Source organism: Corynebacterium sp. LK28 (assembly GCF_014335105.1).
In the GTDB taxonomy this organism is placed as follows: domain Bacteria; phylum Actinomycetota; class Actinomycetes; order Mycobacteriales; family Mycobacteriaceae; genus Corynebacterium; species Corynebacterium macclintockiae.
The window spans coordinates 49,469-64,426 of the sequence record NZ_PDGZ01000012.1 but is presented as its reverse complement, the minus strand read 5'-3'; the positions used below and the strand labels follow the sequence as shown (position 1 = coordinate 64,426).

At 63.2% G+C, this 14,958-nt stretch carries 11 protein-coding genes; 1 reads left to right on the top strand and 10 read right to left on the bottom strand.

Going from position 1 to position 14,958, the window contains the following annotated elements:
• Nucleotides 1-65: 65 nt before the first annotated feature.
• From CRD15_RS06465 to CRD15_RS06435, 7 genes are all read right to left on the bottom strand, one after another.
• On the bottom strand, nucleotides 66-1,931 hold the full coding sequence (locus CRD15_RS06465; RefSeq protein ID WP_034979429.1) for an alpha/beta-hydrolase family protein: 1,866 nt from the start codon (nucleotides 1,929-1,931) through the stop codon (nucleotides 66-68).
• Nucleotides 1,918-3,750: an ABC-F family ATP-binding cassette domain-containing protein gene (locus CRD15_RS06460; RefSeq protein ID WP_034979432.1), complete on the bottom strand. Its 1,833-nt coding sequence runs from the start codon at nucleotides 3,748-3,750 to the stop codon at nucleotides 1,918-1,920. The genes CRD15_RS06465 and CRD15_RS06460 overlap by 14 nt, the downstream gene beginning before the upstream one ends.
• On the bottom strand, nucleotides 3,743-4,783 hold the full coding sequence (locus CRD15_RS06455) for a 4-(cytidine 5'-diphospho)-2-C-methyl-D-erythritol kinase (RefSeq protein ID WP_187402187.1): 1,041 nt from the start codon (nucleotides 4,781-4,783) through the stop codon (nucleotides 3,743-3,745). The genes CRD15_RS06460 and CRD15_RS06455 overlap by 8 nt, the downstream gene beginning before the upstream one ends.
• Nucleotides 4,780-5,727, bottom strand: coding sequence for a 16S rRNA (adenine(1518)-N(6)/adenine(1519)-N(6))-dimethyltransferase RsmA (gene rsmA / locus CRD15_RS06450; protein WP_035008489.1), 948 nt, complete (start codon nucleotides 5,725-5,727; stop codon nucleotides 4,780-4,782). The genes CRD15_RS06455 and rsmA overlap by 4 nt, the downstream gene beginning before the upstream one ends.
• A gap of 90 nt (nucleotides 5,728-5,817) precedes the next feature.
• Nucleotides 5,818-6,996: a resuscitation-promoting factor gene (locus CRD15_RS06445; protein WP_034967398.1), complete on the bottom strand. Its 1,179-nt coding sequence runs from the start codon at nucleotides 6,994-6,996 to the stop codon at nucleotides 5,818-5,820.
• Nucleotides 6,997-7,265: 269 nt separating this feature from the next.
• Complete coding sequence (locus CRD15_RS06440) at nucleotides 7,266-8,165, bottom strand: TatD family hydrolase (protein ID WP_187402186.1); 900 nt, start codon at nucleotides 8,163-8,165, stop codon at nucleotides 7,266-7,268.
• A gap of 20 nt (nucleotides 8,166-8,185) precedes the next feature.
• Nucleotides 8,186-9,460 carry a CynX/NimT family MFS transporter gene (locus tag CRD15_RS06435; protein ID WP_034967598.1) on the bottom strand — a complete coding sequence of 425 codons (1,275 nt, stop codon included), beginning with the start codon at nucleotides 9,458-9,460 and terminating at the stop codon, nucleotides 8,186-8,188.
• 129 nt (nucleotides 9,461-9,589) lie between these two features.
• Between CRD15_RS06435 and CRD15_RS06430 the strand changes: the two genes are divergently transcribed.
• Nucleotides 9,590-10,270, top strand: a complete 681-nt coding sequence (locus tag CRD15_RS06430; RefSeq protein ID WP_034975412.1) for an HAD family hydrolase — start codon at nucleotides 9,590-9,592, stop codon at nucleotides 10,268-10,270.
• Between the two features lie 6 nt (nucleotides 10,271-10,276).
• Here the strand turns inward: CRD15_RS06430 and metG are convergent, their stop codons facing one another.
• The 3 genes from metG to rsmI form a co-directional block, all read right to left on the bottom strand.
• On the bottom strand, nucleotides 10,277-12,115 hold the full coding sequence (gene metG / locus CRD15_RS06425) for a methionine--tRNA ligase (RefSeq protein ID WP_187402185.1): 1,839 nt from the start codon (nucleotides 12,113-12,115) through the stop codon (nucleotides 10,277-10,279).
• A gap of 79 nt (nucleotides 12,116-12,194) precedes the next feature.
• Nucleotides 12,195-13,931, bottom strand: coding sequence for a BCCT family transporter (locus CRD15_RS06420; protein WP_187402184.1), 1,737 nt, complete (start codon nucleotides 13,929-13,931; stop codon nucleotides 12,195-12,197).
• 48 nt (nucleotides 13,932-13,979) lie between these two features.
• Nucleotides 13,980-14,903, bottom strand: a complete 924-nt coding sequence (gene rsmI, locus CRD15_RS06415) for a 16S rRNA (cytidine(1402)-2'-O)-methyltransferase (RefSeq protein WP_187402183.1) — start codon at nucleotides 14,901-14,903, stop codon at nucleotides 13,980-13,982.
• Nucleotides 14,904-14,958 lie beyond the last annotated feature (55 nt).

The following is a 14,958-nucleotide window of genomic DNA, read 5'->3' as shown; positions in this document are numbered from 1 at the left end:
GTTAGCAGCCAGCGCCCCTTCTCCCCTGGTCAGGCTGCACCACTTGTCCCTGGTGAGGGCGCGACCTAGCCGCTGTTCTTGCTGTTGTCCACGCCGACTTCCTTCTCCGGTCCCTGGGTCAACATCGCCTCATCCAACTGCCCGCGGAGCTCCGCGGCGCGGCGCGGGTTAAAGTCCGCCCCACCGACCATCGCCAGCATCGCGTCCAGCACGCCGTTGCCGTAGTTGTGCCCGTGGCCATTCGGCACGTTAGCTGCAACCGGAAGGTCCATCGTGACCTGCCAGAAAGTGACGAAAGGAATCCAAGACATCGACGGCGAGCGGTCGAAGCCCGCCGGTTCCTTCAGCCAATCCGGTTCCCTGGCGATCAGCGACGGCGACCACCACACCACCGGATCCGAGGGGTGCTGCAAGAACAGAATGCGCGGGTTGTGCCATCCGGCGCGGGAGGAAAGATCCTCCTCGCGGCGCCAGCGCCAGATCTCATCGGTGTTCTCCGCGAAGCGAACGTTCAGCCCACCCGCGTACTCCGCGGATACCTCCGGCGAGCCAGGGTCACGCCGATCCACCAGATCGTGCCACAGCTTATTGGAATTCGGTGGTCCTACCCACAACAGGCCGTCCACACTAGAGACGATGTCACGCACACCGGAGAACGCACCGCTACCTGCGTTAGTGCCTAGCGATTCGCCGTAGACGTAGAGCTTCGGGCGATGGTTCTTCGGCAGGGTGTGCCACCAGTCCACAACCGTGGAAACAAGTGCCTCACCTGCGTCTTCCACGCGCTGCTGGTCGGCGATGAACTGCACGCCACTGGGCAAGTACGAGTACTGTGCCGAGGCGATGGCGGAATCGCCGTCGAACATCAGCTCAAAGGCCTGGGCTGCCGTGGGGTTCACCCATCCGGTACCGGTCGCGGGCACCACGAGCAACGCCTTGCGATCCTTCGCGCCCGTCCGCTTCAATTCTTCGACCACGCTTTCCGCACGGGCGGTATCTGTATCCTCCGCTCCGTTTTCCAGGCTGGCGTAGACGCGGATGGGCTCTTTGCTGGGGCGACCGGTCAGCGCTTCAAGTTCGTCCTTGTACAGGCCGAGGCCGACGAACCTAGTGCCAAACGCCCCCAGGTCCTCCCACTTGTTGGGTGACTGCGGGCTGCCGGAACGCTCCGGGACATGAGGTTGTTTAAGATCCGGCCGAATCTCCTGGTCCCGAACCGAAAACACCCGTTCGGCACCACGCACGACGGTGCCCGGAACGACCGTATCCACCAGGAAAATCAGCGCCATTCCGACGGCCAACCAGGCGAATACGGGGCGGGTCACCCCGCCGAGCCGTCGCCCTACTGGACCTTCTTCCAGGGCCTCAATCAACCAGAGCAGCCCCTTGCCCACCAGCACGATCAGCGCCCACAGGCCTAGGCCAACTGGCAGCACCAGCAGGAACTCTCCCGCCGTGTAAGCCTCCGCACCCATCAGGCCGGCGAGTTCCTGCTGCCAGCGCACGGCGAAGGAAATCCACACCAGCAGCGCCAGAATCACAATAACCACGAAGGCCACTTCCAGGCCGTTGCTTAGCCTCCGCATGCCACGGTCGCCGAGCCCCGCCCTGGCCTGCACGCGCCCGACCAAGTCCCTTGTCTTACGGCGCCACTTCCACAGGGGTTCAGCGAAGAACTTCTGTAGGAATGCCTCCCACAGCCAATGCAGGAACACACCGACGGTATAGCCAGTGCCACCGGAGATGCCCGCGACCACGCCCTGGAACAACCAATCGCGTGGCAGCAACGAGGGGGTCAGCGAAGCCGCGAACAACAGTGCGCCGACAAGAACGCCACCGGGGTCCACGTGGGCTTCCCACTGATCCCTGGCGGCGCTCAGCCTCTCTGAGATCTCTTCCTCAGCGGTGGAGGCAACATCAGCTATCTTCAAGCTTCTCCCCGATTTCCAGCCACTTCATCTCCAGCTCGCCGTGCTCCTCCTGGGCTGCCTTTAGATCCTTATCCAGCGCGGCCAATTCGTCGGTGACGGGCTCGCCGGTCGCGGCTTTCTCCGCCGCCTTGTTCATCTTCTCGTGGATGGAGTTGATCTTCGCCTCGACCTTGGCCATCTTCCTTTCCAGCGCGCTCATTTCCTTGGTGAGTGCGTGGACTTCCTTGGCGCCGAGGCTGGGGCGTCCAGAAGAAACAGCGCCAGAATCCGCAGCGTCGAAGGACAGAGTGTTCTTGCGCCCCTCGTCGCTGGCCTCCCGCTTTCGGCGCTCGAGGTACTGCTCGATGCCGCCGGGCAGATTGGTCAGCTGACCGTCGCCGAACAGCGCCCACGTGGAATCGCAGATGCGCTCGATCAGGTAGCGGTCGTGGGAGATCACCACCAGCGTGCCGGGCCATTCGTCAAGCAGGCTTTCAAGCTCCTGCAAAGTGTCGATATCCAGGTCGTTGGTGGGCTCATCTAGCAGCAGCACGTTCGGCTCGGCCATCAGCACGCGGGTCAGCTGCAGGCGGCGCTTTTCACCACCCGACAGGTCCCCGATGGGTGTGCGCTGGCGCTTCGCGCTAAAGCCCAGTCGCTCTGCTAGCTGGGAGGCGCTGATTTCCTTGTCGCCGAAGGTCACGTAGCTGGCGACGTCCTCCACCGATTCGATCAGGCGCTTCGTGGGGTCCAGGTCGTCCAGCTCCTGGCGCAGCCAGCCCAGGCGCACGGTCTTGCCTTCGATCCTGCGCCCCTGCTCCAGCGGTGCCTCGCCCGCCAGGGTGCGCAGCAGGGTGGTCTTGCCGGAGCCGTTCACGCCCACCAGGCCGATGCGTTCGCCGGGGCCCAGGCGCCAGGTCAGGTCCTCCACCAGCGTGCGACCATCCGGAGTGGCGATGCGGGCATCTTCCAGCTCGATGACCTTCTTGCCCTGGCGGCGGGCGGAGAAGCTCATTAGCTCCACCTTGTTGCGCATGGGCGGCACGTCGGCGATCAGGGACTCGGCGGCCTCGATGCGGTAGCGCGGCTTCGAGGTTCGTGCGGGTGCGCCGCGGCGCAGCCATGCCAGTTCTTTGCGCGCGAGGTTCTGTCGGCGCTGCTCAGCCGCGTCCGCCTGCCGGGCACGCTCTGCGCGGGCGAAGGTCCAGTCGTTGTAGCCGCCTTCGTAGATGTCCACCGCCCCGTCGTGTACTTCCCAAGTGTGGTTGGCGACGGTATCTAGGAACCAGCGGTCGTGGGTGACCACAACCAGTGCGGTGTTGCGTCCCAGCAGGTGTTCGGCCAGCCACTGCACGCCCTCGACGTCCAGGTGGTTGGTCGGCTCGTCGAGGATCAGCAGGTCCAGGTCCTGCACCAGCGCGGCGGCCAGACCAGTTCGGCGGCGTTCGCCACCGGACAGCGAATGCACCGGCGTATCCAGCCCCAGGCGGGCGATGTCCAGCCCGTTCAGCACGCTGCGTACCTTCGGGTCGCCCGCCCACTCGTATTCCTGCAGCCCCAGCGGTTCCAGCACCGCCCCGGCGACGGTCATGCCTTCCGGCGCGTCGCGCAGTACGTCCTGGGTGACCATGGCCATGCGCAGGTCGTTGTTGTGGCTCACGCGCCCGGAATCCGGCTCGTCCCGCTGGCTCAGGATGTTCAGCAACGTGGACTTGCCGCCACCGTTCAGCCCGACCACGCCGATGCGGTCGTTGCTGGACACACCGATGCTCACGTCGTCGAGCAGGGTTTTGAGCCCGTAGCTCTTCGAGACTTTTTCTAGGTTGATGAGGTTACTCACGTACTTCTTCCCTTTTTATGACGCCCGCAGCCGCAGCCGGGGAACTCGTCGTCATCGTGGAGCTGGCTTTCCCGGCCACGCTCACGGCTGTCGCTACCTCCACTGCATCGTCAGCGGATGCGCACAGCATGGCGATGGTGGGCCCGGAGCCGGAGACGATCGCGGCGATTGCGCCGGCTTCCTCTGCGGCCTTCAGCGTCTCGCGCAGATTCGGCAGCAGGCTAATGGCCGGGGCTTGAAGGTCGTTGACCAGCAGCTTCCCTACTTCCGCCGGGTTACCCGCCCGCAGAGCCGTAATGAGCGCCTCCGGGCTTCCCACCCGGGCGCCCTTGGGGCTGGCCTCCGGGGCGGCGGCACGTTGTTGGTCTAGTTGCTTAAACACCTGTGGGGTGGACAGGCCGCGCTTATCCGTGGCGATGGCCCAGTGGTAGGTGCCCTGGGTGATGACGGGCATCAGGTTCTCCCCTTTACCCGTCCCCCGCGCGGTGCCGCCCAACAGGCAGAAGGGAACGTCCGCGCCCAGGTCGGCCGCGATCTCCGACAGCTGCGCACTGTCCGGGCGCCGGGGCGAACGCGGGTCCGGGAAGTAAAGCTCCGTGGCTGCGATCAGCGCGGCGGCGGCATCCGCCGACCCCCCGGCCATCCCGCCGGCGACGGGAATGCCCTTGTCAATGTGAATGTGCACACCTTCATCGGCCCAGGCAACGTGCGCGTCGCGCGCCAGGTCTTGGATGGCGGCGACGGCCTTCCACGCCAGGTTGCTGGGATCCTGGGGCACCAGGTGCGAGTCGAAACCGGAGACGCTCCAGGTGCACGGTGTTGGATCGGCAGTATCCTGCGCTCCCTGTGCTTCCCGCAGGGCGACCGTGACTTCCTCTTTCAACGATACGGCCTGGAAGATAGTGTCCAGCTCGTGGTACCCGTCCTCCCTGGCCGGGCCAACTCCGAGGTGCAGGTTCACCTTCCCGTGCGCGCTCGCGGTCACGGAGCGGTACTTGGGTTTTGGCGGTCCAAAGATATGGGAAACGTTCATTGGGCACCCCGTGGGGCGTTCCGCAGCGAGGTCACGGCCAGCTGCACAAACTGTTCTGTGGACAGCTTCTCCCCGCGCAACGTCGGATCAATTCCGGAGTCTCGCAGTGCCTGCTCCGCGGCTTGTCCACCGCCGAAGTGGCCGGAAAGAGCCGCGCGCAGGGTCTTGCGGCGCTGCAGGAAAGCGGCATCTGCCAGGGCAAAGACCTCGCGGCGCAGCTGCTCCTGGTCCAGTTGCTCCTGGTCCAGTTGCTCCCGGTCCAGTAGCTCTGCCGCCCACGGCTGCTCCCCATCGGCGTAGCGATCAATGCGAACCAGGCCAGAGTCGATCTTCGGGGCAGGCCAGAATACGTTCTTGCCGATGGTCGCCGCGCGGGATACCGAGCCGTAGAATCCGGCCTTCACGCTGGGCACACCGTAGATCTTGGAGCCAGGCACCGCGGCCAAACGGTCGGCCACTTCCAACTGCACCATGACCAAAACGCGGTCGATGGTGGGGAATTCCTCCAGCATGTGCAACAGCACGGGCACGGAGACGTTGTAGGGAAGATTCGCTACCAGCGCGGTGGGAAGTGGGCGTCCCGAATCAACAAAATCCTGGACCGTCACCGTCATCGCGTCCTTCAGGATCACGGCGACATCCGCATCATCCGCCCCCTGCTCGACCAAAGTCGCCGGCAACCTTTCCGCCAACCGCGGGTCGATCTCCACCGCGGTCACGCTCGCGCCGGTCTCCAGAAGCGCAAGGGTCAGCGACCCCAGGCCCGGGCCGATCTCCACCACGGTATCCGAGGCCGTGACGTCCGCAGCCTTCACAATCTTGCGGACCGTATTCGGGTCATGGACGAAGTTCTGCCCCAGCTTCTTGGTGGGGTTTAAGTCCAATTCCTCGGCGAGCTGCCGGATCTCAATGGGCCCTAGCAGCTGAATCTTCCGTTCACTCACCTAATACAGGGTAGTCGAGCTAATCCTCGATAGAAACCAGGGTTCCCAAGCACTCCGGGTGTGCGTACCCGGAGAACTCAAAGGGGTGCTTTAGCGCAGACCCATCTTGGCGGTGCAGGCCGGCCATGCGCCCCAGCCCTGTGCAGCCTGCACGCGCTTGGCGATGTCGATCTGCTGTTCACGGGTAGCCATGTGGGCAGCCGGCGCGTACTGGGTACCGCCGAAGCCGGCCCAGGTGGACGGGGTGAACTGCAGACCACCGGAGAATCCGTTGCCGGTGTTGATCGACCAGTTGCCGGTGGACTCACACATCGCCAGCTGATCCCATACGGAACCATCGGCCACGGACGGAGCGGAAGCGCCGGTGTTGGAACCCTTGGAGTCCCCGGAGCCCGGAGTCTTCTTGGTGCCGCGGATGATCACGCGCTCCTTCGGCGCGGTGATCTCCTGGCTGGACTTCTCCTTGCGGTCTACTTCCTTGCCGTTGACGGTGCGGACGGTGGCAACCACGCGAGCCTTGCCCGGCGCGCCCTTCTTCACGACCTTCTCCTCGCCCTCAGGCAGGTTCGGGTCTTCCTTCACGCGCTCCGGAGCCGGAATGTCCTCGATCTTGGTCTCGTCGCGGTTGGCGATGCGGGTGACCTCGACGTGCATACCCTCCTTCAGCGGGGTATCCGCAGATGGGGTGACCTTGTCATCCTTACCCAGTGGGGTGCCACGCATCTCGAAGATCTCACCCACGGTGCGGGCCGGCAGGCTCATGCGACCGTCTTGGCCACCGTCGTTCAGCGTGAACTTCTTAGGGGTGACGATCTCCAGCTCCATACCGTCGAGCGGGATCTCCTGGTTACGGGTCATGGACATCGCGCTGATGTCGTCGCTGCGGCCGAGCTGGTCCAGCAGGGAGCCGACGGTCAGTGCCGTGGTGTCGATCTTCTCCTGCTTGCCGTCGATGGTCAGCGCCACGGTGCGTGCGCTGCGGACAGTGATCTTGGCGTTGTTGCTGATGGATTCGTTCAGCGCCGGGGTGACCATGGCACGGTTGTCGACCTCTACACCAGCGGACTTGAGCGCGCCTTCGACATCTCCGGACATGGTGTTGGCCTGGATGATGTCGCCATTAACGTCGAGGGTGACCGACTTCTGACCTGCGACCGCAACGCCGCCGCCGACAACCAGGGTGGCGAGCATGCCGCCCGTGGCGATGCGCAGCGGGGTGGAGTTGGTGTTGTTGATGCGGTGCAGGTGGGACTTCTTCTTCGGTGACACTAGATCGTTGCCTCTCTTGTTACTGACGCCCTCTGGTCCCATCGGCCTTAAAGATCTTTAGCCGTAGAACACGGGCGCCGGGAACGCCGATTTTCTCAACTTTTGTCACAATACGATAACGATCGATAACGGACAAAACTCTCGCGCGATTTGTTCCATAAATCACAAATATGGGGGTGTATCTGCAATAACAGCAGACACAGCCCCCAACAAGCGTTAATTCCTATACGATTTCGTTATATTACGTAACACCAGAAACACGGACCTCACTAGTGGAGGTCAATCCCATATAGTCGGCACGCATTGGCCGTGACCAGCTTTCCGAGCTCGCCGGGGGACATGCCCCGTTGCTCCGCCACGCACGCCGCCGTGTATCCCACAAAGGCCGGTTCGTTTCGGGCACCCCGGAAAGGCTCGGGGGTCATGTACGGCGCATCGGTTTCTACCAGGATCTGCTCCGGCGGTGCGATACGCGCCGCCTCGCGCAGCTCCTCATTGCGCTTAAATGTCACGTTCCCCGCGAAGGAAAGCACATATCCCCTGTCCAGCGCCTCCTTAGCCACGTCCAGCGGCGAGGAAAAGCAGTGCAGGATAATGTCCTTCGGTCGCGGCGCGTCCGCAAGCACCCGCAGCAGGTCCGCATCGGCCTCGCGGTTGTGGATCATCAGCGCCTTGCCGGATTCGCAGGCCAAGTCAATGTGAAAGCGCAGCGCTTCCTCCTGCACCTCAATACCAGGGGTTTCCTCCCCATCCCCCATGTCCTTGCCGATCCAGTACGCGTCCAGGCCGGTCTCCCCGATCGCCACGCAGCGTGGATGGAAGGCCATTTCCCGCAGCCGCTCGCGCACCTCACCCGTCACCGTCTGTGCCTGGGTCGGGTGCACCGCGCAGGCTGCCCACACACGGTCGTGAAACTCGGCTGCTTGCAGCGCCTTTTCTGTCTCCTCAATCCCATCGCCCACGGTGCATACGCCGCGCACTCCCGCCGCAAGGGCGCGATCCATAAATTCCCCCACCAACCTGCGGTGATCTTCCTCCCCGCATTCCCGGCCCACTGCTTCCTCGCGGCGCTGGTTTTTGAGCACCGTGGACCACAGGTGGGTGTGCGAGTCGAAGAGCGGGACGATCGGCTCGGGAGGCACGGGGGTGGGTCGCTTCTTTTTCGCCATACTCCCCACTCTAACGATCGTCAGTGATCATCCACGAACACCCTGCGGCTGGCCACCAGGCCCGCCGCCAACAAAACGAAGTTGAATCCCACAAGGACAAGCAGCCCGGCGGTCCAGGAGGCGGTGGCGTCATAAAGAGCACCAAAACCAAAAGGCCCGACACAGGCAACGGTGTACCCGATACCCTGCGCGCCCGACGACAAAACGGCGGCGGCCTTGGATTCGCGGGTGCGGGTGGCGATCAGCATCAGCCCGAGCGGGAAGGTCGAGCACCCCAGCGACACCAGCGAGATCCACACCACCGGCAAGCGCATCGGATCGGTAATCACCATCAGCAGCGCGCTAAACATGCAGCTGCAGGACAGGATCGTCACCCACGCCGCGCCGCGTTCGAAACGCGAAGTCATCCACGGAACGAAGAACGACGAGGCCGTACCCACGATCGCGAACACCCCGCCGATAATGCCACCCAACTGCGCCGAGCCACCAGATTCCACGATGATCTTCGGCGCCCAGGTGATAAAGCAGTAGGAGATGGAGGAAGTCATAGCGAACATCACCACGATCCCCCAGCTCACGGGGTTACGCCACATGTGCCGGAACGCACCGCGGGACTCGTTGTTTTTGTTGTTTATGACGCCCATAAGTTTCCGCGGGTGCGCCTGTCGCAACATCTCGCCGCCGCGTTGGGCAGCAGTGCCCGGGGTGACAGCGAAGACCAGGATCCCCCAGCACAGCAGCGCCAGCAGCGGCGGGATTGCCCATACGCCGATGGCCACGCGCCAGCCACCCAACTGCGCCAACGGCACCGACACGACGGAGGCGGTGGCCATGCTCACCTGCCCCACCGCCATATACGCCACCGACATCACCGTCAGCTTGAACGGGAAGTAGTCCTTGATCACCGCGGGCAGCAACGTATTCGTGATCCCCACCCCGACCAGGCCGATCATGGTTCCAGCCAGGAAAAGCAGGCCGTTCGGGGCCACCGTGCGCAGGCTAAAACCGAAAGTCGCCAGCACCATGGCGGTACTGATCACAGCACGGAACGACAGGGCCCTGGCCATGGGGCCGGAAAGGACCGCAGCCAGGGCAAACATTGCCGTGGGAGCCATGCCGACCAGGCCGATGAACAATTCGGAGGCGCCGAGGTCAGAGCTAACCTGGTCGGCAATCGGCGGGAAAGCGCTGACGGGGCTGCGCAGGTTGGAGCTGGTCAACAACACGGCCACAGCGGCCAGCAGGGCGATCGCGGAGGGAATTCGACGGGATGTGCTGCCCGCAGCCTTCGCCATGTTGTTCACCCCCGGTTCGTTTTGGATTCGTGTTAGCGCCACCTTCCGGTCATGCAGACCCGGCACACTAGCCACAGACTCTACTAGTCACCAACACATTCCACACCACTGCAAAGGCAAGAACCGAACATGGAACATTTGATTGTCTTCGACCTCGGTGGCGTTTTGGTGCCACGCCGCCACACCCTGCGCGAACTCACCACCGTGATGATCCGCCACGCCAACATCCAGTCCCGTTCGAACCAGGGCACCCAGACCACCGTTCCCACCATCATCACCGATCCGTTCAGCTTCGAGGCTGCCTACGGCCGCTACCGCGAAAGCTACAGCCTGTCGATGGGGCCGAACGACTACTTCACCACCCTCTGCCGCGCGGCCGGCGTGCAGCCGACCCCGGAGCTCATCGCGGAGCTGGAGGAAACGGATACTCGCCTGTGCTCCACGATCTCCGATTCCGTGCGGAACCTGCTGAACCACCTCAACGCCATCGACCAGCCGTGGGGCGTTTTCAGCAACGCGCCGCGCCCGGTGATGGAGGCAGTGCTTCGCCAGGATTGGGTTGGCGGCGCGGCCGTCACCTGCTTCTCCCCCGACCTGCGCTTTACCAAGCCCCACCAGGGCGCGTTCCGCCGCTTCGAGCAGGCCGCGGCCGCTGCTGGTCACGAGTACGCCACGCTGATCTACTTCGACGACCGTCAGGCGAACCTGGAAGCCGCGGAGCGCCGTGGCTGGGAGGCTTTCCCCTGGCGCGGTGTGGAATCCGTCCACCAGGTGCTCGCGCCGATCACCAGCCTGCGCCTCGCGGACTAGGGGCTTTTACTTCTGGACCGGCGCCCATTCCGGGCCGGTCTCTGCCAGCTCGGGGTCAAGCTTCGGGAACAACGGCTTGGGCTTGTGCAGCGTCGTACCAGGCTGAATCTCCTGGCGAGCCCACGTTGCCTTTTGCTCGCTGTAGTTGCCCATGATGACCGGGTAGGTGCGTCCTGCTTCGGGCAGCCCGACGCCCACCGGCTCCCGCGGAGACTCGTCCTTAACCTCGACAACCTGCGGCTGGGCTGCCCAAATGCCCTCGCCACCCAGAGTTTCAAAGATCTTCTGTGCAGAGAACGGCAGGTACGGGGTCAGCAGTGTGTTGACGTCCGAGACCACCTGCAGCGCGGTGTGCAAGACCGTGGCCAGTCGCTCGCGCTGGTTCTCGTCCTTCGCCAGCTTCCACGGTTCCATGGCCGCGATGTACTGGTTCGCCCGTCCGGCAATACGCATTGCTTCGTTGATGCCGGCCTTGAAACGGGAGCGGTTGAGGTTTTCGCCGACCACGTCGAAGGCCTTCGCGGACTCTGCGAGCAGCGCCTCGTCCTCAGCGGTGAGCGGCCCCGGGGTGGGAACCTCACCGAAGTTCTTGTAGGCCATGGAAACCGTACGGTTAACCAGGTTGCCCCACTCGTTGGCGAGTTCGGAGTTGATGCGGCGCACGAACTCATCCCAAGTGAAGTCCGTGTCAGTCGTTTCCGGACCGGCGGTGGCGATGAAGTAACGCAGCGCGTCCGGGCCGAACTCCTTGAGGAAGTCGCGGACGTAGATCACGACTCCCTTGGAAGAGGAGAACTTGGATCCCGACATGGTCAGGAACTCGGAGGACACAACCTCCGTGGGCAGGTTCAGCGCAGGTTCGGCCAGCTCGCCGGCCTCCCCGCCCTTGGAACCCTCGCCGCCGTAGCCCAGCAGCTCAGCGGGCCAAATCTGGGAGTGGAACGTGATGTTGTCCTTGCCCATGAAGTAGTAGGACAGCGCCTCTGGGTCGTTCCACCACTTACGCCAGGCCTCCGGGTCGCCGGTGCGCCACGCCCATTCGATGGATGCGGAAAGGTATCCGACCACCGCGTCGAACCAGACATAGAGCTTCTTGGCGTTGTTATCCTGCCAGCCTTCGACGGGGATCGGCACGCCCCAGTCGATGTCGCGGGACATGGCACGCGGACGAATGTTCTCAAGCAGGTTCAGGGAAAACTTCAACACGTTGGGCCGCCAGCCCTTACGGTTGTTCAACCAGGTGGTCAGCGCTTCTGCCAGGGCGGGGAGGTCGAGCATGAAGTGCTCGGTATCCACGAACTCCGGGGTCTCACCGTTGATCTTGGAGCGCGGATCGATCAGATCCTCGGGATCCAGCTGGTTACCGCAGTTGTCACACTGGTCGCCGCGGGCGTCGTGCGCCCCACAAATGGGACAGGTGCCCTCAATGTAGCGGTCCGGCAGTGTGCGGCCGGTCGACGGGCTAATGGCACCGCGGGTGGTTTGGGTCACCATGTAGCCGTTGTTGTACAGCCCAGTGAAGAGCTCCTGCACGACCGCGTAGTGGTTGCGGGTCGTCGTGCGGGTAAAGAGATCATAAGAAAGGCCTAGCCCCGCCAGGTCTTCGACGATGATGCGGTTGTAGCGGTCGGCCAGCTCCTGGACGGTCGTGCCTTCCTTCTCTGCCTGCACCAGCAGCGGAGTTCCGTGCTCGTCCGTGCCCGAAACCATGAGCACCTCGTTGCCGGCCATCCGCTGATAACGTGCGAAAACGTCCGAAGGAACGCCGAATCCGGCGACGTGTCCAATGTGGCGGGGGCCATTGGCATAAGGCCATGCAACTGAGGTGAGAACTCGTTTCGACATAGCCTTTAGATTAGGGGATACACCACAGCTATGCGAAAGCAGCCCTGCTTATGCAGAGCTGCTCACGTGGTTTACTCAGTTAGCTTTCCTCTAACTGTTCGCCTAACTGTTCGCCGTGGCTCTGCACCGCATTCGCGGCACGGGCGTGACGCTTCTTCTTAGCCGCGTTCTCCCGCTGTTGGGTGATGCGGCGCTCCCGAGCCATGCGCAGTGCGTACTCGCGGTGGGCTTTCTCATCCAAGTAGCGCGGGTCGTCAGACAGCGCCTTGTAGATGGAGAACATCAGCGCGATGATCACCAGCACGAAGGGGCTGGCGGCGATGATCGTGACGTTCTGCAGGTTCGTCAGAGCTTCGTCGCCGCCCGTCAGCAACAGCATCAAGGCAATCACTGCAGTCAGCGCACCCCACAGGACGGTCACACCACGGTTAGCTACCAGCTGGCCACGCTGGGACATGGATCCCATGACGGTAGAGGCCGAATCGGCCGACGTAATGAAGAACGTGCCCAGCAGCAGCATCGCCACGATGCTTGCCACGTGTCCCGCCGGCAGGGTCTCCAGCAGGTTAAACAGCTGGCTGGTGGCCTCACCGTCGCCCCAGATGGAGTTGCCGCTGTCCTCGGCGTGGATGGCGGAACCGCCGAAGATGGAGAACCAGATGATGGTCACCACGGTCGGCACCATCAGCACAACACATACGAATTCGCGGATGGTACGTCCGCGGGAAATGCGGGCAAGGAACATGCCGACGAACGGGGACCAAGAGACCCACCAGGCCCAGTAGAAAATGGTCCACGAACCCAGCCACTCACCTGCGTCCTCACTGGAATCCGCGGTGCGTGCGGCCATCTCGAAAAACTGGGCAAAGTAGTTACCCAGGGAGGTCGGGATCATATTCAGGATCACAACGGTCGGGCCAACGATCAACACGAAAAGGGCAAGCAGGCCAGCCAGAACCATGTTGGTGTTCGACAGGTACTGGATTCCCTTGCCCACACCGGACGCTGCGGAGGCCAGGAAGCACAGGCTCAAAATCACGATGGTTCCGACGATCACGGAGGTCCCTGGGTTCGAGATCAGATCCGTTGCCTTCAGGCCGGACTGAATCTGCACGGCACCCAGGCCCAGGGAGGCCGCCGTACCGAACACGGTGGCGAAGATAGCCGCGATGTCGATGATCTTGCCCGCAGCCCCCTCGGCGCGTTTCTTGCCGATCAGGGGAATGAAGGCCGAAGAAAGCAACTGCTTGCGTCCGAGTCGGAACGTGCTGTACGCAATGGCCAGTGCGACGATGGCATACAGTGACCACGGGTGCAGTCCCCAGTGGAACAGCGTGGAGGCAAAGGAGCTGGCAACATCGTGGTCCTCTGCACCAGGCACGCCATTTCGGTAGTACGTCAAGGGCTCGGTCACCCCGTAGAACATCAGGCCGATGCCCATGCCTGCTGCGAACATCATCGCAACCCAGGACACACTGTTAAACTCGGGCGATTCGTTATCCTTGCCCAGCCGAATGTGCCCGAACTTGCTGAATGCGATGAACAGGATAAATGCGACAAACACGGTTCCGGCCAGCACATACAGCCATCCCCAGTCGCCGACGATGTACCCCAGGGCGGTGGAGGCAAACTCGGCGAAGCTATCTCCGCCGAAGATTCCCCACAATACGACTGAAAGAATGAGTGCAGCCGCGCTGCCCGTCACCACCCAGTCGATCGACTGATTCTGTTCAGCCTCGTCAGTCTCTCGCGTCTCTGCTATCTCTCTCGACTCTGTTACTTCTCTCGCGGTCACTTCTTCACTTGATGCGGTCATTCTTTACATGTTGGGGGCATTGCCGTGTCTTTTCAACCTTTCCAGCCCCTATTCCTGGTTCCGCTCACGCAAAACAGCCTCGTAAAGCTCGCGCTTGCTCGCACCGTGGAGCTTCGCCACGTCCCCAGCGGCCGTCTTTAACCGCTCCCCCTCTGCGACCTTCAGCTCTACCAGTTCCACCAGGGCCTCCACATCCAGTTCCGCATCGCCATCCCCGGATTCCGCCGCCGAATCGATGACCACACAGATCTCCCCCTTCACGCCGTCCGCTGCCCACATGGCCAGCTCCGCCAGCCCGCCGACCTTCACTTCCTCAAAGGTCTTTGTCAGCTCCCGGCATACCGCGGCCTGTCGCCCATCGCCTAGCTCTTCGGCCGCAGCCTGCAGGGTCTTTGCCAGCCTGTGCGGGGATTCGAAGAAGCAGACGGCGTAGGGGGCGTCAATAAAAGAACGGAAGAACGACCGCCGGGCGCCATCCTTGCGCGGGGCGAAGCCCCGGAAGGCGAAGTGCCCCACCCCCAGACCCGACAGCGCCAAGGCGGTCGGCACGGCGGAAGGACCCGGCAGGCACGTCACCGGGACACCCGCGCGGCGGGCGGCAACGACCAAGGGAAAGCCTGGGTCAGAGACAGAGGGCATGCCGGCGTCCGTAACAACCAACACGCGGCGGCCCTGTTCGGCCTGCTCTACGAAGAACTCCGCGCGTTCGGCCTCGTTGTGGTCAAAGTTGGAGTAGATCCGGCCGGCGATCGTTACCCCCAACGTGTCCGCCAATGCGCGGGTGCGGCGGGTATCCTCTGCTGCGATGATGTCCGCACTGGCCAGCGCATCGATCAGCCTCAGCGACGCATCCAGCGGGTTCCCCAACGGCGTGGCCGCCAAGATGATCCCGCCCGACGGCAACGGGCGACGTTCGGCCGCCCGGCTAAGCAGCACATTGGCATCTACGGAGGCATCTACAGAATCACTCATAACCGCCAGTATGCCCGGCACTGCACCCGCTTGTCCGCCGCTTCTACTACAGTTA